This window comes from Bradyrhizobium sp. SZCCHNS30572 (assembly GCF_032484415.1).
In the GTDB taxonomy this organism is placed as follows: Bacteria; Pseudomonadota; Alphaproteobacteria; order Rhizobiales; family Xanthobacteraceae; genus Bradyrhizobium.
The window spans coordinates 121,972-142,557 of record NZ_JAUESY010000005.1 but is presented as its reverse complement, the minus strand read 5'-3'; the positions used below and the strand labels follow the sequence as shown (position 1 = coordinate 142,557).

Below are 20,586 nucleotides of genomic sequence, written 5' to 3'. Positions count from 1 at the left end.
CGATCAAGCCCGGAATACGCCGACGTCGTTAGTTTGCGCCGCGACATGAGGAGCAGACAGATGCAGACCATGAAAGCCGCCGTCGTCAAAGCCTTCGGCAAGCCGCTCGACATCGAGGACGTTCCGATTCCTGTGCCGGGACCCGGCGAGCTTCTGGTCAGGGTGAAGGCGTGCGGCGTCTGCCACACCGACCTTCACGCCGCCTCCGGCGATTGGCCGGTGAAGCCGGTGCCGCCATTCATCCCAGGACACGAGGCGGCCGGGATCGTCGCGGCGCTCGGGCCCGGGGTCACCGACTTCAAGGTCGGCGACGCCGTGGGCGTGGCGTGGCTGCACGATGCCTGCCTGCGCTGCGAGTATTGCGAGACCGGCTGGGAGACCTTGTGCGAGCACCAGCACAACACCGGCTACAGCGTGAATGGCGGCTTTGCCGAATACGTGATCGCATCCGCGGCGTTCGCTGCGCGTCTGCCGGCCAATGTGGACTTCGCCAGGATCGCGCCGATCCTCTGCGCCGGCGTCACCACCTACAAGGGTTTGAAGGAGACCGACGCGCGGCCGGGCGAGTGGGTGGTGGTCTCCGGCGTCGGCGGCCTCGGTCATGTTGCAATCCAGTATGCGAAGGCGATGGGGCTGAAGGCGATCGGTCTCGACATCGCCGAGGACAAGCTGAAACTCGCGCTGGAGGCCGGCGCCGAACATGCCGTCAACGCGCTCGACAAGGATGCCGTGGCGCAGGTGATCGCAATCACCGGCGGCGGCGCGCATGGCGTGCTGGTCACTGCGGTGTCGACGCCGGCTTTTGCCCAGGCGCTGCACATGGTCCGCCGCAAGGGGACGGTCAGCCTCGTCGGCTTGCCGCCGGGCGAATTCCCGACACCGATCTTCGATGTCGTGCTGAAGCGCATCACCGTGCGCGGCTCGATCGTCGGCACCAGGCGTGATCTCGACGAAGCCATCGCGTTCGCCGCGGACGGCAAGGTGACGGCCGAGGTGACCACGGCGCCATTGTCGGAGATCAACACCGTCTTCGACCGCATGAAGGCCGGCAAGATCGACGGTCGCGTAGTGCTCGACTTCGGCTGATCGCAAGACCGATCGACGCGCCGCCGTGCCGAACATTGGGGCGGCGGTTTGATCTGGATCAGGAATGGGGACGCGCGGCGCTGGCACAAATTGCTCATGGCAGCCGTCACCAAGATCGTCTTCCTCGGCGCGAGCAGCGCGTCCTTTGGACTCAGCGTGTTCCGGGACCTGTTCTCGACGCATGATCTCGCTGGTTCGACGCTCGTGCTGGTCGGCCGCGACCCGACCCGGCTTGCCCGGTCGGAAGCGCTGGCCCGGCTGCTCAACGACCTCTCCGGCGCCGGCCTTAAGATCGAGGCGACCACGGATTGGCGCGCGGCGCTCGACGGCGCCGGCTTCGTGATCCATGCCACCGCGATCGACCGCAACCGCCTGTGGAAGCTCGATTTCGAGGTGCCGCGCAAATACGGCATCCGTCACACGCTGGGCGAGAATGGCGGGCCGGGCGCATTGTTCTTCACGCTCCGCACCTTGCCGGTCGTATTCGACTTCGTGCGCGAGATGGAGCGGCGCTGTCCGGACGCGCTGTTCATCAACTTCTCCAATCCCGAGAGCCGCATCATCCTCGCGCTGGGGCTTCACAGCCGCGTCGCGCATATCGGCCTGTGCCACGGCATCTTCATCGCGCGCAGCCAGGTGGCTTCCATTCTGGGACTGGCCGAGGAGCGCGTGGACGTGTGGGGCGCCGGGCTCAACCATTTCCAATGTCTCATGCAGATCCGGGATCGCGACACCGGGGCCGATCTCTATCCACTGCTCCGCGAAAAGGCTGGGAGCTACGACCCCAAGGTCGCGCCGCTGACGCGGGCGCTGTTGCGCGACTTCGGCTTCTGGCTGGGCTGCGGCGACAGCCATGTCGGCGAGTATCTCGCCTATGGCTGGGAAGCGGGCGAGAGCGGGTACGACTTCGCCTGGGACGAGGCGGAGCGGGCCAAGCTGATCCGGCAGATCGACGAGGTCCTGGCAGGCAAAGCCGGCATGCCGGACTGGTGGCGAATGCCGTCCGGAGAGCGCGCGGTCACCGTGATCGGCTCGGTGCTGCACGATCGGAAGCAGGTCATCGAGTCCGGCGTCGTTCTGAACCGTCACGTCATTCCCAACCTGGCTGCCGAGGCCGCGGTCGAAGTGCCCGTTGTCGCCGATCGCGTCGGTATCCATCCGGTGTCGCTGGGCCCGCTTCCAGATGCAGTCGCCAAGCTGATGTCGGTCCAGGTTCAGGTTCAGCAACTGGCGGTGCAGGCGGCCATGACCGCCTCCAAGGATCTCGCGCTGCAGGCGCTGCTCATCGATCCCGTCGTCAACTCGGCGGCCGCCGCGCGCCAGATCGTGGACGAACTCTGGGAGGTCAATCGGCCTTACATCAGGTCCTGCGCGTGATCGCGCCGACTTCGTCTGACGAGGGGGCCGCGCGCGGTCGGGTAGGGCTCCTGACCCGCGCCGATAGATCTGCGAGGCCTCTTTACAATGACTGACTAGTCAGTCATAATTGTTCAATGTCGAAGCCGTCGAAATTGTCCGAGCGCAGAGTTCAGGCCGCCAAGCCAGCGGGAGCTGGCGCGTCGCGCCGGGCGGATCGCTCCGCCGAGCGCCGCGCGGCGATCGTGCAGGCGGCGATGGACGAGTTCATCGCCCGAGGCTTCGCGGCGACCCGGCTGGACGACGTCGCCAAGCGGGCCGGGGTCGCCAAGGGGACGATCTATCTGCACTTCAAGGACAAGGAATCGATGTTCGAGGAATTGATCCGGACCGCGATCGTGCCCTACGTCGGCCGTCTTGCGGCGCCGCCGCCGGCCGGCGGCTCGGTGCGCGACATGGTCGAGGCGTTGGCGCGCATGTTCCTGCAGGAGGTCGCCGGCACCCGGCGGGCCGATCTCGTCCGGCTCATCATCGCGGAAGGGCCGCGCTTTCCGGCCATTGCCGATTTCTATTATCGCGAGGTCGTCTCCCGCGGTCTCGCGGCCATGCGCGCGCTGATCCAGTTGGCGATCACGCGCGGCGAGATCCGCGAGCCCAAGCTGGTGCAACACCCGCAATTGATGATCGCGCCAATGATGGTCGCGGTGCTGTGGAAGAGCCTGTTCGAGCGACATGCGCCGCTCGACGCCGAAGCGATGCTGCAGACCCATCTCGATCTGATCTTTGGCACGAGGAGGCCGACATGAGCCTGCTGCATTGCCTCGCCGTGCTGGTCACGGCCTTCACGTTCAACGCCTGCAAGGAGACGCGCGATCCCGGCTATCAAGGCTGGGTCGAGGCCGACATGATCTTCGTCAGCCCGGACGAAGCGGGTCGGATCACGAAGCTGAACGTGCATGAGGGCGACGTGGTCAAGGTCGGCGATCCGCTCTATTCGGTCGACGACGATCTGCAGCAGGCCGATCTCAACCAGACCAAGGCGACGCTGGCCAACGCGCAGCAGACCTATGACCGCGCCGCGGCCCTGAGCAAGACGGGCGCGGGGACACAGGCGACGCTCGACTCCGCCGTTTCGGCGCTGCGCGTCGCCGAGGCCCATCTCGTGACCTCGCAGACGCGGCTGGCACGGCGCAAGGGCGTGGCGCCGGTCGCGGGCACCATCCAGCAGATCTACTTCCGCGAGGGCGAGATGGTCGCGGCGCAACGGCCGGTGCTGTCGATCATGCCGCCGGGCAACATGAAGCTGCGCTTCTACGTGCCCGAGCCTGATCTGCCGAAGCTCGCGATCGGTGACGAGGTCCGCGTCACCTGCGACAACTGTGCTGATGATCTGACGGCCAGAATCTATTTCCTCGCGACCTCGGCGGAATACACGCCGCCGGTGATCTACAGCCTCGATGAGCGCAACAAGCTCGTCTATCTGATCCAGGCGCGGCCGTCGCGGCCGGATGCGCTGCGCGTCGGCCAGCCGGTCAGCATCTATCCGCATTCCAGGACGCCTGATCCGAAGACCCCGGTGGCGGACAAGCAATGAACGGAACGGGTCCCGCCGAGATCGCGATCGACGTCCAGGGATTGACCAAGTCCTTCGACGGCCGCGAGGTCGTGCATGATCTGTCGATGCAGGTGAAGCGCGGCTCGATCTACGGCTTTCTCGGCCCGAACGGCTCGGGCAAGACCACGACCATCCGGATGCTGTGCGGCCTGCTGACACCCGACGGCGGCGAGGGCACCTGCCTCGGTTTCGACATCCGTCGCGACGCCGACAAGATCAAGCGCCGGGTGGGCTACATGACGCAGCGCTTCAGCCTCTATCAGGACCTCTCGGTGCGGGAGAACCTCGAATTCGTGGCGCGCCTCTATGGCATGTCCGATCCGCGCCGGGCCGCGCGCGACATGGTGCAGCGGCTCGGGCTTGCCGGCCGCGAGCGGCAGCTCGCCGGCGAGTTGTCGGGCGGCTGGAAGCAGCGGCTGGCGCTCGGGGCCTGCACCCTGCCGAATCCGCAACTGCTGCTGCTCGACGAGCCCACCGCCGGCGTCGATCCCAAGGCGCGGCGCGACTTCTGGAACGAGATCCATGCGCTCGCCGGCGAAGGGCTGACCGTGCTGGTCTCGACCCACTACATGGACGAGGCCGAGCGCTGTCACGAGATCGCCTATATCGCCTATGGTCATCTGCTGGTGCACGGCGCCGTCTCGGAGGTGATCGCGCAATCGGCGCTCACCACGTATACGGTGAGCGGCGACGATCTGCGCGAGCTCGCGGCGGACCTCACCGGCAAGCCGGGGGTCGACATGGTGGCGCCGTTCGGCACCAGCCTGCACGTGTCCGGCCGCGACCGCGACGCGCTGGACGCTGCGATCGCGCCCTGGCGCGACAAGGCTGATCTGCACTGGCAGCCCGCCGCGCCCTCGCTCGAGGACGTCTTCATCGACCTGATGAACCGTTCACGGGACAATTTCCAATGAGCGACGCAGCCGTCCATCACGCGTCTTCCGAGCCGCGCTTCGGCTTCTGGCGGCGCACCTACGCGATGCTGGTCAAGGAGTTCATCCAGCTCAAGCGCGACCGGGTCTCGTTTGCGATGATCGTGATGATCCCGGTGATGCAACTGATGCTGTTCGGCTACGCGATCAACACCACGCCGCATCATCTGCCGGCGGCGGTGCTGCTGCAGGAGGACAGCGATCTCGGCCGCTCGATCCTGAAGGCGATGGAGAACACCGCCTATTTCCGCTTCACCCGGGAGGTCAGCAGCGTCGCCGAGTTCGACGATCTCCTGCTGTCCGGCAAGGTCCTGTTCGGCGTCGAGATCCCGCGTGGCTTCGAGCGCGCGGTCCGCCGCGGCGACCGGCCGGCCCTGCTCGTCGCGGCCGACGCGACCGATCCGGTCGCGGCGTCATCGGCGCTGTCCTCGCTCGGCATGATCGTGCAGACCGCGCTCGCGCACGATCTCTACACCGGCAATCCCGTCACGACGCCGTTCGAGATCAGGGCCCACGCGCGCTACAACCCGGCGGCGTCGTCGCGGCTCAACATCGTGCCGGGCCTCGTCGGCACCATCCTGACCATGACCATGCTGATCTTCACCGCGCTCTCGGTGACGCGCGAGATCGAGCGCGGCACGATGGAGAGCCTGCTGTCGATGCCGATCAAGCCGGTCGAGGTCATGCTCGGCAAGATCATCCCCTATGTGATGGTCGGCTTCCTGCAGGCGACGATCATCATCGGCATCGGCGTCCTGCTGTTCGGCGTTCCGATCATGGGCAACCTGCTGCTTTTGGCGCTGCTGTCGACGCTGTTCATCGCGACCAACCTCTCGATCGGCTACACCTTCTCGACCCTGGCGCAGAACCAGCTGCAGGCAATGCAGCTTTCGATGATGTTCTTCCTGCCGAGCATCCTGTTGTCCGGATTCATGTTTCCCTTTCTCGGCATGCCGCAATGGGCGCAAGTGCTCGGTGAATGCCTGCCGCTGACGCACTATCTGCGGATCGTCCGCGCCATCATGCTGAAGGGCTCGACGCTCCAGAACCTGCAGCATGATACGATCGCCCTGTTCGGCCTCATGCTGTTCGCCATGACGGTCGCCGTCCTGCGCTTCCGCCGCACCCTCGATTGAGGCACAATGGCGGCCGGGAGCAGGAACGGCTGAGGCAAGATGCAGATCGTGGGAGGAGCAGGACAGGCGAACGAAGCGCCGGCGGGAGCGCCGGCCGAGTTCGACCAGGCGCTGATGCGTCAGACGTTGAACACCGAGCTGCTGCGGGTGAGGGCGCTGATCGCCACTGCGGCTCTGTTTCTCGTGATATCGGTGCTGGTCGAAATCTTCGAGCCGAAGATCTCGGAGTGGATCTGGCCGACCCGAACCGGGGTCCTCTACGTCTACGCGATCATCGTCGCATTCATCAGCTTCCAGACTCTCATCCTGTTCAGGATCAAGGCGGACATCCGCCACGGCCGGGACGTGCCGGTGATCTGGCGCTATGTCAGCGCCCTGGTCGAGACCTCGCTGCCAACGTTCGTCCTCATCCTGCAGATCGAGGGCATCGGCCACGACAAGGCGCTGGGCTTCGGCGCGCCGCTGGTCTATTTCATCTTCATCGTTCTCTCGACGCTTCGTCTCGATTTCTGGCTGTCGAGCTTCACCGGTCTGGTTGCTGCGGTGGAGCTGCTGGTGGTGGCGCTGTTCGACCGGCCTTCGATCGATCTCAGCCAGAATCCGGAGATCTATTATCACGGTGAGCGCAGCTTCATCATCCTGTTGTGCGGGATGCTCGCCGGTGCCGTCAGCGTGCAGCTGCGACGCCAGTTCGCGGCGAGCATCGAGGCCGCGTCGGCGCGCGACCGCGTCACGGATTTGTTTGGCCAGCACGTCTCGCCCCAGGTCGTCGAGCGCCTGATGAAGGAGGGGACCGCGGAGGCGCGCGACATCCACGAGGTCGCGGTGATGTTCGTCGACTTCCGCGGCTTCACCGCGGCGGCGCGGTCGAAGACGCCGCAGCAGGTTGTCGATCGTCTCGACGGAGCGTTCGCGGTGCTGGTGGAGATCCTCGAGCGTCATGGCGGCATCGTCAACAAATTCCTCGGCGATGGCTTCCTGGCGCTGTTCGGCGCGCCGTTCGAGTCGCGCGATGCCGCCGTGCAGGCGGTCGTTGCTGCGCGCGAGATGGTGGCTGCGATGGAGCGCGTCAACGCATCGTCGTCCTGGCAGCTCAGGATCGGGATCGGCATACATCTGGGCGAGGTGGTCGCCGGCAGCATCGGCTCGCCGCGGCGCAAAGAGTATACCGTCATCGGTGACACCGTGAACTTCGCCTCGCGGCTCGAGGCGCTGAACAAGGAGTTCGATTCGCAACTCCTGATCTCGAGCGAGGTGCGGCAGGCGGCCGGCGACGGGGCGCGCGACGCCGTCTTCCACGGCGCGGTGTCGGTGCGCGGCTACGACCGGCCGTTCGAGATCTGGCAATTGCACTGACGCAGGCGATACGGCGCGATGTCGGAGATTTACATTGGCTGGCCTCCGCGTTTAACTGCCCCCAACGAGAAGCATCATCAGGGGGAATGCATGATCCGAACCGGGGCGTCGTTTTTGGCCGCAGCAGGGATCTTGTGCGTAACCGGGATGGAGGCGGTGCGGGCTGAGGATGTTGCCTGCAGCAAGGTGACGGCCGAGGCGTTGAAGGTCCCCGGGCTGACCTTGACGGGATCGAAGCTGCAGGAGGCCGCCGACGGGCTGCCGCGGCATTGCATTCTCTCCGGCAAGGTCAACGAGCGCACCGGCGTCGATGGCCATGCCTATGCGATCCAGTTCGAGATCAGGCTGCCGGAGACCTGGAACGGCCGCTTCCTGCATCAGGTCAATGGCGGCAATGACGGCGTGGTGGTGCCGGCGCTCGGCGACAAGGCCGACGGTCTCGTCAGCGGCGGTGTGACGCCGCTCGCCCGCGGCTTTGCCGTGCTGTCGTCGGACAGCGGCCACTCCGGCAGCGATCCCGCCAACAAGCCGCGCGGGCTTGCGTCCGGCTCAGCCTTCGGGCTCGATCCGCAGGCGCGCCGCGACTACGGCTATTCGGCCGACATCACGCTGGCGCCGATCGCCAAGGCGATCGTCTCGGCGCATTACGGCAGGAAGCCGGACTACTCCTACATCGCCGGCTGTTCCAATGGCGGCCGCCACACCATGGTGGCTGCCGAGCGCATGCCCGAGCAGTATGACGGCTTCCTGGTCGGCAATCCCGGCTTCAACCTGCCGCGCGCTGCCGTGCAGCACGCCTGGGACGTGCAGGCGCTGACCAAGGCCGATGTCGACATCCGCAAGTCGATCACGCGGGAGGATGCCAAGCTGATCGCTTCCAAGATCACGGAGGTCTGCGACGGGCTCGACGGTGCCAAGGACGGCCTGACGGCCAACCTGAAAGCCTGCCAGAAAGCGTTCGATTTCGACAGCCTCCGCTGCGCCGCTGGTGCGACCGAAGCCTGCCTGCCGGCCGCCAAGGTCGATGCTTTGAAGAAAGTGTTCGCGGGTCCCCACAATTCGAAGGGCGAGCCGCTGTATTCCGACTGGCCGGTGGATGGTGGCGTCGGCACCGGCAACTGGCGCGCCTGGAAGGTCGAAAGCCCGGTGGCGCCGTGGAACAACCTTCCGATCATTGCCACCATGGGCGGCGCCTCGCTCAACTACATCTTCTCGACGCCGCCAGTCGAGATCGAGGGCTCGCCTGATAAGCTGGTCGAGAAGCTGCAGACCTACGACTTCGACAAGGACGCACCGAAGATCTACGCCAAGGAAGGTCCATTTACCGAGTCTGCGATGGACTTCATGGCCCCGCCCGCGGTCGATAACCCGACCCTGCCGGCGTTCCAGGGCGGCGCCCGCAAGATGCTGATCTATCACGGCCAGGCCGATCCGGTGTTCTCGGTCAACGACACCATCCGTTGGTATGAAAAGCTCAATGCCAATGTGCAGGGCAAGGCCGATACGTTCGCGCGGCTGTTTGCGTTGCCTGGCGAGACCCATTGCGGCGGCGGCGTCACGCTGGAGAAATTCGACGCGCTGGGCGCGCTGATGGACTGGGTCGAAAAGGGCAAGGCGCCGGAGGCGATCACGGCCTCGGTCAATGCGGCCAACAAGGAGCTCCCATCGACATGGAGCCCGCAGCGAACGCGGCCGCTGTGCCCGTGGCCAAAATTCGCCAAATACGTCGGCGGGGACATCGAACAGGCGTCGTCGTTCACCTGCGCCGCGGAGTAGCGACTCACACTTGAGGCGCGACCAGGTTCTCGACTCGGACCTGGTCGCGCTCCTCGATGATCTCGGCGATCCATTGCCGGTGGCAATGGGCGTGGTCGCGCTCGTAGCAGAGCAGGCAGACGGGACCGGCGCTCTTCACGAGCGAGGCCAGCTCGTCCATCTGCTCCTTCGCCTGCGGCGTCTTCAGATGCGCGCTGTAGATCTTGTGCAGCGTGTCGTAATGACCGCTGCGGGCGGCCTCGCGGCCCTCCTTCGGCGTGCCGAGCCCGCGCAGATGCACATAGCCGATGCCGCGCTCGTCGAGCCCGGCCGCAAGCTGGCTCTTGGAGAAGCCCGGCCGGCGCGAGGCCGCCACCGCGCGCACGTCGACCAGCAGCTTGACGCCGGCGGCTTGCAACTCATCGAGCACGGCCTTGGCCGGCGTGTGCTCATAGCCGATGGTGAACAGGGTCTTGCTCTTGGCCATCATGCGCCTCCTGCGTCAACTCACGCGCTCGATGAGCTCCATCGCGCCAGCCGGTGCGCGCACCTTGCCCTCGTGGATGACATAGGCGAACACGTCGCGCGGCGTCTTCTTCGCCGGCTTGTCGTCAACCCGTGGCAGGTCGTCCGGTTCGCCGCCTCCAGCCCATAGCTGTAATCGCTTGGCCCAGGCATCGAGCTGCTTCGGCGGATAGCAGGTCGCAAGCTCGTCATTGCCCTTCTGCAGTCGGGCGTAGACGAAGTCACCCACGACATCGGCAATCGCCGGATACTTGCCGTGCTCGGCGAATACGACCGGCGTTGCAAACTCGCGCAGCAGCGCGACGAAGCCGGGTACGCAGAAACTGTCGTGGCGGACCTCGACGACGTGGCGCAGCTTGCGGCCGTCGATCTCACGCGGCAGCAGCTCGAGGAACTTGCCGAAATCGGCCTCGTCGAACTTCTTGGTTGGCGCGAACTGCCACAGCACCGGGCCGAGCCGGTCGCCGAGCTCGAGCACGCCAGTGTCGTAGAAGCGCTTCACGGAATCGCCGGCCTCGGCGAGCACGCGGCGATTGGTGGCGAAGCGCGGCCCCTTCAGCGAGAAGATGAAGCCGTCCGGCACCTCGCGCGCCCATTTGCGGAAGCTCTCCGGCTTCTGCGAGCCATAGTAGGTGCCGTTGATCTCGATCGAGGTCAGCTTGGAGGCGGCGTATTCGAGCTCCTTCGATTGCGGCAGCTTGTCCGGATAGAACACGCCGCGCCACGGCGCGAAGGTCCAGCCGCCGATGCCGATGTAGATGTGGCTCTTGGATTGCGAGGCGCGTGCAGGGGCTTTGCTCACGGACCGATTCCGATGCTGATTGCCGAGGGTGTTGCGGTAGGGGGACGATAGTCAACCGGGCCGGTTCTGACCAGTTCGGCGCTGTTGCGCCGTCGCTCTTCCGGTGCTCCGGCGCCTCGTGTATCCAGGACATGGGCCGGGAAGGGGAGATATGGCAATGAGAGCGGAATCGGTCGGGGGCCTGCTGGGGGCGATCGTCGCCGCTGCCGTGCTTGCGGCGGCCTTCTACTATGTTCCCGTCGGGCCGATGGCCCGTCAGATGCAGCCGGCCAAGGTCGAGGTGCCGCCGACCCCGGTGCAGACGGTTCCGGTGGCTCCGGCCGTGCGCGGACCCGTGGTCCGTGAGGTTCCGAACTAGGCCGGCCAGGGCCCCTTGCAATCCAGCCGAGGCGCCCCATCTTGGTCGGGACGGTAACGTCGAGCTTTAACGGCTCCGGTACCGAGACGACCACGGCAGAGCGGTTGCGCCGGATGTACGCGCACCCTTTGTTTGTGGTCGTTGGCGTTTGTGGTCGTTGGCATTTTGGGCCCCTCGCTTGGGAGCGATGCAAGCCGGCACCACAGTCCGGCCTTTTTGGGCCCTCCTTCAGCCGTTGCGCTTGGCAGTGTGGAACGCGGCAGATATACGCATCCGCACCATGAACGATGTCCTCCGACCGGCCATGCCCGCGCCGCCGCAAACCGCTGACATTCCGATCGTTTCGGTGGTCGTCCCGACCTTCAACGAGCGCGACAATGTCACCACGCTGTACCGGCGGCTGGAGGCGGCGTTCAAGGACGTGCCGTGGGAGGTCGTGTTCGTCGACGACAACTCGCCGGACGGCACCTGGCAGGTGGTGCGCGAATTGTCGCGCGGCGACAAACGCGTCCGCTGCATCCGCCGGATCGGCCGTCGCGGACTGTCCGGTGCCTGCATCGAGGGCATCCTGGCCGCCAGCGCGCCCTATGCCGCCGTGATCGACGCCGATCTGCAGCACGACGAGACCCAGCTGCCGAAGATGCTGTCGCTGCTGCAGAGCGGCGCCGCCGAGCTCGTCGTCGGCAGCCGCTACATCGAGGGCGGCAGCGCCGCGAGCTTCGACAGCAAGCGGGCCGGGGCCAGCGCGTTCGCCACCGAGATCGCGCGCCGCGCGCTCAAGGTCGAGGTCAACGATCCCATGAGCGGCTTCTTCATGATCCGCCGCGACCGCTTCGAAGAGATCGCGCCGAAGCTGTCGACCCAGGGCTTCAAGATCCTGCTCGACATCATCGCCAGCGCGGAGGGCGGGCTGCGCACGGTCGAGGTGCCCTATACGTTCGGCTCGCGCCTGCATGGCGAGAGCAAGCTCGACTCGATGGTCGCGCTCGATTTCCTCGGCCTCGTGCTGGCCAAGATGACCAACGACGTGGTGTCGCTGCGCTTCCTGTTGTTCGCCATGGTCGGCGGCACCGGCTTGGTGGTTCATCTCGCCACGCTGTTTCTCGGTCTCAACGCGTTCGACATGCCGTTCGCGGAAGCGCAGGCGCTCGGCGCCTTCATCGCGATGACCTCGAACTTCATCCTCAACAACTTCCTCACCTATCGCGACCAGCGGCTGAAAGGCTTTGCCATCCTGCGCGGCCTGCTCGCGTTCTATCTGGTCTGCTCGGTCGGCCTGCTCGCCAATGTCGGCGTCGCCTTCTCGGTCTATGACCAGGAGCCGATCTGGTGGCTGGCGGGCGCGGCCGGCGCGCTGATGGGCGTGGTCTGGAATTACGCGATCTCCGGACTGTTCGTCTGGCGCAAGCGATGACCTCTGCGGCCGTCGCCGACGACGCCCGGCTGGTCCGCAATGTCTGGCTGACCATCGCGGGCCTCGTCGTTGTCAGGCTGATCGCGGCCGCGGTCACGCCGATCACCTTCGACGAAGCCTATTACTGGATGTGGTCGAAGCATCTCGCGGGCGGCTATTACGACCACCCGCCGATGGTTGCGGTCGTGATCCGGCTGGGCACGCTGATCGCCGGCGACAGCGAGCTCGGCGTGCGCCTCGTCTCGATCCTGCTCGGCCTGCCGATGAGCTATGCGGTCTATCGCACGGCCGAGATCCTGTTCGGCGGCGTGCGCGTGGCGGCGACCGCGGCGTTGCTGCTCAACGTCACCCTGATGGCGGCGGTCGGCACGCTGATCGTGACCCCCGACGCGCCGCTGCTGGTCGCCTCCAGCTTCGTGCTGTTCTTCTGCGCCAAGGTGCTGGAGACGGGGAGAGGCGCGTGGTGGCTCGCGGTCGGCGCAGCCGTCGGTGCGGCGCTGCTGTCGAAATACACCGCGATGTTCTTCGGCGCGGCGATCCTGATCTGGCTCGTCGTCGTGCCGAAACTGCGCCATTGGCTGGCCTCGCCCTGGCCCTATCTCGGCGGCCTCGTGGCATTCGCGCTGTTCGCGCCGGTGATCCTGTGGAATGCCGATCACCAATGGGTGTCGTTCATCAAGCAGCTCGGCCGTGCCAGGGTCGAGGCGGTCAGGCCTGTCTACATCGCCGAGATCATCCCGACGCAGTTCGCCTTTGCGACGCCGCTGGTGTTCATCCTCGGTCTGATGGGCCTCTACGGCCTGGCCCGGCGCAGGGCAGGGGATGCGGCGGCGCGCGTCCTGATCGAGGCGATGGTCTGGGTCATCGTCGCCTATTTCGTTTGGCATTCGCTGCATGCCCGGGTCGAGGCCAACTGGTTCGCGCCGGTCTATCCGGCGTTCGTGGTGGCTGCCGCGGCGGCGGCCCATCTCGTCGCCTGGTCGGCGCGCGAGCAGCGCACCGCGACCTTCTGTCTGCGCTGGGCCGTGCCCGTCGGCGTCGTGATGTTCGTCGCGCTGATCGTGCAGGCCAACACGGGCCTGCTGTCCGGCTACCGGCGCGATGCCACGGTGCGCAGCGTCGGCGTCGGCTGGCGGCCGCTGGCTGCCGAGATCGAGGCGGCGCGGGTGCGCGCCGACGCCTCCTGCGTGCTGGCGATGGATTATGGCACCACCGCCTGGCTGTCGTTCTATCTGCCGCCGGGGACCTGCGTGCTGCAGCCGATCCAGCGCATCCGCTGGGTCAATTTCCCGGAGCCGGATCCGGCCAAGCTCGCGGGCACGCAGCTGTTCGTCGACGAGGCCCAGATCGCGACGCGGGTCTATGTCAGCAACACGTTCGGCCGCATCGAGAAGGTCGGCGAGGCCGCGCGCATGCGCGGGTCCTTGACCATCGAGACCTACGCCTTCTACGCGCTCAGCGAGCCGAAGGGCGATCTCCTCGACCGCACGCCGCCGCCGGAGCTGCAGCGCTGACACGCGCCTCAGGCCTGCTGCGGAATGATGTCCGCCAGCGCCTTGTCCCCGCCGTGGATCGCGACCATGTTGATGTCGGCGTCGATGGTCTTGTAGCCGCGGCGATCGAACCATTGCCGCAACTGGTCGGCATCGGTCTTGATCTTCTCGACCAGCATGATCGGCGTGCAGCGTTCGATCGTCGCCGCCGCACCTTCGAGCGCCTCGAGCTCCATGCCCTCGACGTCGAGCTTGATCAGGTCGCAACGCGGCAGGTTGAAATCGTCCAGCGGAAGCTTGCGCACCTCGACCGTGTCGTTCTCATAGTCGATGGCCTGGCCAATGAACTCGGTGTTGGGACGCTGGCGCAGCTCGAGGCTGCCGAAGCTCGACGGGGTCAGATAGTTCGGGCTCGGGATGTTGAGCACGCCGCGCTCGGAGGATACCGCGGCATGGATCGCAATCGCGTTGAAGCAGTTGTTGATCGCGATATTGCCGGCGAGCGCGTAGTAGATCCGCTCCTGCGCCTCGATCGAGAGCACGGATCCCCAGCCGGTCATCGCCTTCGCCCATTCGATCGTGTGGACGCCGATATTGGCGCCGCAGTCGATCGCGACCGCGCCGTCCCCATGGCGCACGCCGAGCAGGCGGACGGCCAGCTGCACCTCTCCCGGATCGAAGGCGCCGGTGTTGAGGATCTGGAAGCCGACGCCGTAGCCGCGGTTGGCGTCGATCATGCGATAGTCGAGCCGGTTGACGATCATCGTACCTTGATTGGTCGAGGCCAGCACGAAGGCCAGCTTCCGGCCGGGGATCTGCATGGAGAGGTCCTCTCGTGTCGTCTCGGCAGGGAGCGGACGCGGTACGATTCGCCGACGGAGTGTCGCAGAGAATCGTCCCGTACCATACTGTCGCCAGCGGCCACAGCGCCTGTAACTCCGGGTTGCTACGGATGCGTTTGTCGCGCACCCGGCCTGCCGGAGCAGGGGCTTTCGACCGGCGAGACCTGCGGCCTTTACCTCGTCAGCGCGCGCATACGAGAGATCATCGATCGCTCGCCGCCGCCCCGGCCCAATCGTTAACGCGGCGTGCGCTGTTTTACGGATCGGCGCGACCGACGGATGCTGCCTCTCCCTATTTTTCCGGTACGGCAATATTGCCTCCGGCTGCAGTTTTGCCCTGTTTCTGCCCTGTTTGCCGGCAAAACAGGCCCTGATGGTTAACCCGCCTCTAATCCGCCAAAACTTAATCAGCATTTAACTAAAAGTCGCCTTAATGAAGCTCTGTGCTTCTGCGAGATGCAAAGCGGGTGTCCGTGGCGCATCGAGCGAGAGTTGTCGAGTATTCGTTCGGGCGTGAGTGAATGAGTAACAGTCGAGCTGCGTTGGCCGCACGAAATCGCAGGAAGTCCTCCCTGATCGCGTTCTCTCACAAATTGATCGGTGGCGTGGCAATCGCATGCCTGATCGGGGGCTGCGCCGTAACGGTCTATACCAAGATCATCGCGGCCGACGCTTATCCGACCCTGGGCAGCATCGAGCAGGATGAGCCCGTCGTGCGCCCGGCGCCGCGGCTTGCGACGCGCAGCGCCGCCGATGCGGTGGGTGAGGCCTTCTCGGCATTCCCGGAATCTCCGCCCGTCACCACGGCCGCCGCCATCACGCCGCAGATGTTCAACGACCGCTTCGGCGCGGCCGTGCCGCAGGGCGTCGCCTCCAACGCCGCGAACGGCGCGCCGCCGCTGCCCAAGCTCGCCGAAGCCGCGCCCAAGCAGATCGAGACCAGGCAGATCGAGACCAAGTCGGCCGAGGCCAAGCCGGCCGAGCCTGCGAAGGTCGCCGAGGCGTCGAAGAAGGATGCCCGGCCGCCGATGCAGTTGGCGCTCGCCAACACCAGGCCGGCCGCGCAGCCCGCGACGCCGGCGCAGGTTGCCGAGGCCAATGCGCCGAAGAGCAGCGGCTTCTCGCTGCGCGCGATGACCGAGCGTGCCAAGGCGGCGGTGCTGTCGATCGCGGGTGAGCGCCACTCGATCCAGGAAAAGCTCTGGGGCAAGCCGGAGAACCAGGATGGCGGGCTCCTGGCCTATGCCTCGGCTGATTCCAACATCACTGCCAGCATCGCCAAGGATCCGACCCGCGGCGGCCGGCCGCCGTACGATTTGAGCACGGCCGTGTACGACATCTCGGCCAAGGCGGTGTATCTGCCCGACGGCACCAAGCTCGAGGCGCATTCCGGCCTCGGCGACAACCTCGACAAGCCGAGCTCGGAGAAGATCAAGATGCGCGGCGTCACCCCGCCGCACATCTACGAGCTGAAGCCGCGCGAGGCGCTGTTCCATGGCGTGCCGGCGCTGCGGCTCAACCCGATCGGCGGCGAGGACGCCATCCACGGTCGCAACGGCCTGCTGGCGCACACCTTCATGCTCGGCCCGAACGGCGACTCCAACGGCTGCGTCTCGTTCCGCGACTACTATGCGTTCCTCGATGCCTACAAGAACAAGGGTATCCGCAAGCTCGCCGTGCTCGCCCGCATCGAGTGAGCCGGACGGGAGGCGTTGAGGTGGGATCTGCATGGTCGCCCTCACACACTCAGCAGTAGTTCCGAACTGTAGGGCGTGCAAAGGTGCGCCGTGATTCCCGTCGCACGAGTGCTATATCGCTAACTACTACGCTGCGCGATACAGCGCCCTCTCCCCTTGTGGGAGAGGGCGCATTCACTTGCAGCGCTCGTCCGATCTCCCAATCTCCAAGAGCACGCACTTTTAGAGCCACAAGATCGAGAATCCGTTGGCCGCCGTGCAGTCACGAGCGCACGATTTCTGATGCGGCTTCGGGATCGGCGTCGCTCCGGGCGACCGCTTCATGCGATCGCACGGGAAGAAGGGAAAACGGATACACAGCTCGAACACTCCTGGACACGACATCGCATTCTCGCGGCGAACGACGCCCGAGGCTTGCCAGCGACGTCGCCCTCGAAAATCAGGAGAGGGCGCGGGGAATGCCGGGTGAGGGCCTCACCCATGGCCCGCCTGCAACAAAGAAAGCAGGCGGCAGTCACCACAGGTTCAGCCGCATCATCCGGCATTCCCCGCGCGATGGACCTACGGCTTATACGTGGTCTCCCTGGTGCGCCGGGCTTTCTGGCCACCATCGGTCGGAGCATTCGTCTCTCTCGACCTTGACACCAGCATCGGGGTGTCAGGACATCACGACTTCGCCGTGCGCGCCGGATCGTTCGTCCGCATGATCAGATCACGCTGCAACCCGACGCGCCCACCGCATCCCGCCCTCCACGTTCATGACGATCGCGAAGCGCCCCTCTCATGAGGGCGGGACCGGCATAGAATGCATGATTTCCGATTTTTGGAAACAAGAAAATGCGGGGCACAGGAGGCGAGCGGGGCGATCTGATTGACCCGGCTCAACAAATCGGCTTTCGCGCGCGCGCGTCTTCGATCGTTCGAGCGGGCGACAGAGCTCTCGTCGTGCGCGAAAACGCGCAACTGATTTGCCCGACGAGCAGTCCGGCTGTTGCAGATCCGTCGCATTGCGGAAGCCGGTAACGTCATCGCTTCACGCTTTGGTCTTGACGGTTTCGGAAAATTCTGCGCATAGCTCTGCCCCATCGCAATCGGCCGCCGATCATCACCGGCGCGCTCTTGAGGACTACGACCGTGTTGAGCCTACGCTCACATCTCGCGAACGCCGCCACCAACGAACGACCCTTTAATCGGTCGAGCGATTGGTCGGGTCTGCGCGTCGCCTGTCAGGGTCCAAGCGATCTCGTGAAAATCCTGGCCCGACCGGGACTCCAGATTTCAGCAAGAGCATAACAGCGGCGGGACTGCACCCTCCGCGCACCAAGCGGAGGGTTGGATGACCCGGACGTCAGGCGAAGATCCCGAGACTTGCGACATTGCGCGCGCACTGGATTCACCGGTGGCAGCAGCTTTCGTGCGCATCGTCATGACGTGCCGAGGCGTGACCGAGGCGCGCGCGCGGCAGCTCTATCTCGACTACCTCAATCGCACCGATCCGGACGCGTTTCATCCGCACGCGGTGGACGGCGGGCGCGATGGCCGGCGAGCGTCGAGCGGTGCGCCGGGCAGACCATGAGGCCCATGTCCCCATCTGGCGAAGGGACCGGACCGTCGATCCGGGAAGGCGGGTTCGATTCCCGCCATGGGCGCCAGAACGACCAGGCGGTTGAAGCGAAGAGAGGAGGTCGACGATGTCAGCAACAAATCCGGCGCTGGTTCTCAACGCCGACTTCCAGCCGCTGAGCTACTTCCCGCTGTCAGTGGTCAGCTGGGAGGATGCGATCAGGGCAGTCGTCAGCGGCTCTCACGTCGTCGTCGCGGAGTACGACCGGGTGGTTCGTAGCCCGAGCGTCACCATGCGGCTGCCGGCGGTGATCGCGCTGCGCGACTATGTCAGGCCCGCGATGCGCGTGCCTTTCACACGGTTCAACGTGTTCCTGCGCGATCGCTTCGAATGTCAGTACTGCGGCGGCCGTTATCTGCACGGCGAGTTGACGTTCGACCACGTGGTACCGCGGGCCGATGGCGGCGAGACGTCGTGGACCAACATCGTCGCCGCTTGCAGTCCATGCAACGCGCGCAAGGACCGGCGCTATCTCAAGCCGCGACGGCCGCCCTTCGAGCCGACGCGGCACGAGCTGATGGCCGCGCAGCGCCTGTTTCCGCCGAGATTCCTGCACGAGACGTGGCAGGATTATCTCTATTGGGACGTGGAGCTGGAGCGGTGAGGAGAGGTGGCCCAGATGAGCGTGCGCCGAGGTCCAGCGGGCCTCGGCGTAAGCGACATCCGGGCTACGAAATTGCGTCGCCCGCATTTGCATGCGAGCGACGTCGTTATGAGTAGATCGATATGTAGACGATTAGTTACGGAATGAGATCGTTCGAAAATAATCGATGTCTACGTCTTGCGCGTGCCGTTGATTGTGTGTAGTAGCACCGTCCTTCGTGATGACTTTGGTTCGGGCTCGCTGAAATCCCGACTGGCGCGGCCGGTGTCCGGTCCCGTGTTCCGTCGTCGCAAAGAACAAGGAGTCTGTAGCTCATGGAGAGCGTCGGGTTGAAGGCCCGAAGGCATCGGTTCGATTCCGATCGACACCACCAAAGGATAGCTCAGTTAGGTAGAGCAGATGACTGTGAATCATCGGGTCGCGGGTTCGACTCCCGCTCCAGCGCTTCGGTTTAGCCTGAAAAGCTAATCGCCTCTGACGAGGACCGGACGCGCGCTTCAGTCGCGGTCCGGCCGTTTTGCCCAAGAGGAAAGTTCTAGGGCATTTCGACCAGATCAAGACACTGCAGAACCGGCTCTGTGCCGCGGTGGATACCGCGTCTGAAGATGCCGGGAAGGCTGCGCAAGGACGCTCGGGCTGATAGCTCGTGTGACCGCGCGCGTGCGCCCGGCATCGTCAGATGCTCAAGCCTCGGTCCGCTCGGTTCACGCAGGAAGCGTCGTCCGGTCCTCACGTCCTTTGATCAATGAATCGCGTTTCGGCCGATGGGCCGGACGCAAGCTGTGGGAGTGTGTTGTGACTTGGCATCTGGTGACGAAGACCGTGACGGTGGAGGATGGCGAGCGGGCGCTGGTGTGGCGTGACGGCCAGCTCGTGCGCGTGCTCGGTCCTGGCCGTCATGCGCTGCTCGATCCGCTGCACCGGCTGATGGTGCAAGTGTACGACGTGGTCAGGGCCGAATACCCGGCCGAGCGCTACGCGGTGCTGAAGGCCGCGCGGCCCGATCTCGCCGCCGAACTCTTCGAGGCCGTGGAGACCGGCGCGAACGAGATCGCGATCGTCAGCCTCGACGGCCGGCCGACGCATCTGCTCACGCCGTGGCAGACACGTGTCTACTGGAAGGTGGCGACGCAGGTCGAGGTCGAGCGCATCGACATCGCAAGCGACGTGCGTGTGAGCGCGCGGCACCTGGCGATGATCGAGCGTAACCGGCCGAGCGTTGTGACCGAGGCCGTGGTCGAGAACCACGAGGCTGGTCTGCTCCATGTCGACGGCAAGCTGACCGAGCGGCTGGCGCCGGGCCGGCACGCCTTCTGGGCGGTCGGCCGCAAGATCGAGGTCAAGCGCCTGGATCTGCGGCCCACGGTGCTGGAGATCACCGCGCAGGAGATGCTGACCAAGGATCGCATCGCGCTGCGGGTGACGCTCACGGCGTTCCGGCGGATTGCCGACGCGGAGGCGGCTGTCGCGACCACGTCCGACGTGGATGCGTGGCTGTACCGGCTGGTGCAGTTCGCGATCCGCGAGGCGGTGGCGTCACGCACGCTCGACGAGGTGCTGGCCGCCAAGGCCTCGCTCGATGCCGAACTGCGCGACTACGTGCGCGCGCGGCTCGGCGGCTCGGGCGTGGAGGTGACGGAGCTCGGCGTGAAGGACGTGATCCTGCCCGGCGAGATCCGCGAGCTCGTCAACAAGGTGGTGGAGGCGGAGCGGCTGGCCAAGGCCAACCTGATCCGTCGCCAGGAGGAGACCGCGGCGACGCGCTCGCTCCTCAACACCGCCAGGCTGATGGAGGACAACCCGCTGCTGCTCCGGCTCAAGGAGCTGGAGTCGCTGGAGCGCCTGGTCGAGAAGGTCGGCCGTATCGACCTGCACGCCGGCGACGGCGCCGGCCTCGACGCGCTGCTGACAAGGCTGGTGCGGCTGAAGGCGCCGGAGACGGCGTGATCGAAGAGAGGCCGCCCAAGGGCGGCCTCTCGCTTGGAAGTGAG

At 65.6% G+C, this 20,586-nt stretch carries 18 protein-coding genes and 3 tRNA genes; 18 read left to right on the top strand and 3 right to left on the bottom strand.

Annotation, left to right across the window (positions count from 1 at the left end):
* Positions 1-60: 60 nt before the first annotated feature.
* The 8 genes from adhP to QX048_RS14865 all read left to right on the top strand — a co-directional run bounded on the left by adhP (position 61) and on the right by QX048_RS14865 (position 9,257).
* Positions 61-1,086: an alcohol dehydrogenase AdhP gene (adhP, locus tag QX048_RS14900; RefSeq protein ID WP_315826268.1), complete on the top strand. Its 1,026-nt coding sequence runs from the start codon at positions 61-63 to the stop codon at positions 1,084-1,086.
* Between the two features lie 96 nt (positions 1,087-1,182).
* On the top strand, positions 1,183-2,463 hold the full coding sequence (locus tag QX048_RS14895) for an alpha-glucosidase/alpha-galactosidase (RefSeq protein WP_315826267.1): 1,281 nt from the start codon (positions 1,183-1,185) through the stop codon (positions 2,461-2,463).
* A gap of 116 nt (positions 2,464-2,579) precedes the next feature.
* Positions 2,580-3,248, top strand: coding sequence for a TetR/AcrR family transcriptional regulator (locus QX048_RS14890; protein ID WP_315826266.1), 669 nt, complete (start codon positions 2,580-2,582; stop codon positions 3,246-3,248).
* The gene (locus QX048_RS14885) at positions 3,245-4,036 is read left to right on the top strand and encodes an efflux RND transporter periplasmic adaptor subunit (protein ID WP_315714754.1); all 792 of its coding nucleotides are present in this window, start codon (positions 3,245-3,247) and stop codon (positions 4,034-4,036) included. The genes QX048_RS14890 and QX048_RS14885 overlap by 4 nt, the downstream gene beginning before the upstream one ends.
* The gene (locus QX048_RS14880; RefSeq protein WP_315826265.1) at positions 4,033-4,971 is read left to right on the top strand and encodes an ABC transporter ATP-binding protein; all 939 of its coding nucleotides are present in this window, start codon (positions 4,033-4,035) and stop codon (positions 4,969-4,971) included. The genes QX048_RS14885 and QX048_RS14880 overlap by 4 nt, the downstream gene beginning before the upstream one ends.
* Positions 4,968-6,125, top strand: coding sequence for an ABC transporter permease (locus QX048_RS14875; RefSeq protein WP_315714752.1), 1,158 nt, complete (start codon positions 4,968-4,970; stop codon positions 6,123-6,125). The genes QX048_RS14880 and QX048_RS14875 overlap by 4 nt, the downstream gene beginning before the upstream one ends.
* Before the next feature lie 39 nt (positions 6,126-6,164).
* On the top strand, positions 6,165-7,481 hold the full coding sequence (locus QX048_RS14870) for an adenylate/guanylate cyclase domain-containing protein (protein WP_315826264.1): 1,317 nt from the start codon (positions 6,165-6,167) through the stop codon (positions 7,479-7,481).
* 90 nt (positions 7,482-7,571) lie between these two features.
* Positions 7,572-9,257: a tannase/feruloyl esterase family alpha/beta hydrolase gene (locus QX048_RS14865; RefSeq protein ID WP_315826263.1), complete on the top strand. Its 1,686-nt coding sequence runs from the start codon at positions 7,572-7,574 to the stop codon at positions 9,255-9,257.
* A 4-nt stretch (positions 9,258-9,261) separates the two neighbouring features.
* Here QX048_RS14865 and QX048_RS14860 read toward each other — a convergent pair whose 3' ends face one another.
* Both QX048_RS14860 and QX048_RS14855 read right to left on the bottom strand, forming a co-directional pair.
* Positions 9,262-9,723: a DUF488 domain-containing protein gene (locus tag QX048_RS14860; protein ID WP_315826262.1), complete on the bottom strand. Its 462-nt coding sequence runs from the start codon at positions 9,721-9,723 to the stop codon at positions 9,262-9,264.
* A gap of 15 nt (positions 9,724-9,738) precedes the next feature.
* Positions 9,739-10,563 carry a DUF72 domain-containing protein gene (locus QX048_RS14855; RefSeq protein WP_315826261.1) on the bottom strand — a complete coding sequence of 275 codons (825 nt, stop codon included), beginning with the start codon at positions 10,561-10,563 and terminating at the stop codon, positions 9,739-9,741.
* Between the two features lie 157 nt (positions 10,564-10,720).
* Here QX048_RS14855 and QX048_RS14850 point away from each other — a divergent pair, with 157 nt between their 5' ends.
* From QX048_RS14850 to QX048_RS14840, 3 genes are all read left to right on the top strand, one after another.
* Positions 10,721-10,921, top strand: a complete 201-nt coding sequence (locus QX048_RS14850; protein ID WP_315737437.1) for a hypothetical protein — start codon at positions 10,721-10,723, stop codon at positions 10,919-10,921.
* Between the two features lie 280 nt (positions 10,922-11,201).
* Positions 11,202-12,335 (top strand): glycosyltransferase family 2 protein, encoded by a 1,134-nt coding sequence (locus QX048_RS14845; protein WP_315826260.1) that lies wholly within the window; start codon positions 11,202-11,204, stop codon positions 12,333-12,335.
* The gene (locus tag QX048_RS14840) at positions 12,332-13,849 is read left to right on the top strand and encodes a glycosyltransferase family 39 protein (protein ID WP_316191752.1); all 1,518 of its coding nucleotides are present in this window, start codon (positions 12,332-12,334) and stop codon (positions 13,847-13,849) included. The genes QX048_RS14845 and QX048_RS14840 overlap by 4 nt, the downstream gene beginning before the upstream one ends.
* 8 nt (positions 13,850-13,857) lie before the next feature.
* On the opposite strand, the gene QX048_RS14835 is transcribed toward QX048_RS14840, so the two are convergent.
* Complete coding sequence (locus QX048_RS14835) at positions 13,858-14,649, bottom strand: FkbM family methyltransferase (RefSeq protein ID WP_316200526.1); 792 nt, start codon at positions 14,647-14,649, stop codon at positions 13,858-13,860.
* A gap of 542 nt (positions 14,650-15,191) precedes the next feature.
* Between QX048_RS14835 and QX048_RS14830 the strand changes: the two genes are divergently transcribed.
* From QX048_RS14830 to QX048_RS14800, 7 genes are all read left to right on the top strand, one after another.
* The gene (locus tag QX048_RS14830; RefSeq protein ID WP_316191751.1) at positions 15,192-16,367 is read left to right on the top strand and encodes a DUF2778 domain-containing protein; all 1,176 of its coding nucleotides are present in this window, start codon (positions 15,192-15,194) and stop codon (positions 16,365-16,367) included.
* 1,336 nt (positions 16,368-17,703) lie between these two features.
* The gene (locus QX048_RS14825) at positions 17,704-17,943 is read left to right on the top strand and encodes a hypothetical protein (RefSeq protein WP_315826256.1); all 240 of its coding nucleotides are present in this window, start codon (positions 17,704-17,706) and stop codon (positions 17,941-17,943) included.
* Between the two features lies 1 nt (position 17,944).
* A tRNA-Asp gene (locus tag QX048_RS14820) sits at positions 17,945-18,019 on the top strand.
* A gap of 39 nt (positions 18,020-18,058) precedes the next feature.
* On the top strand, positions 18,059-18,595 hold the full coding sequence (locus tag QX048_RS14815) for an HNH endonuclease (RefSeq protein WP_315714980.1): 537 nt from the start codon (positions 18,059-18,061) through the stop codon (positions 18,593-18,595).
* A 300-nt stretch (positions 18,596-18,895) separates the two neighbouring features.
* Positions 18,896-18,968, top strand: a tRNA-Phe gene (locus tag QX048_RS14810).
* Between the two features lie 2 nt (positions 18,969-18,970).
* Positions 18,971-19,036, top strand: a tRNA-His gene (locus tag QX048_RS14805).
* A 354-nt stretch (positions 19,037-19,390) separates the two neighbouring features.
* The gene (locus QX048_RS14800; RefSeq protein ID WP_316191750.1) at positions 19,391-20,542 is read left to right on the top strand and encodes a slipin family protein; all 1,152 of its coding nucleotides are present in this window, start codon (positions 19,391-19,393) and stop codon (positions 20,540-20,542) included.
* The last annotated feature ends 44 nt before the right edge of the window (positions 20,543-20,586 follow it).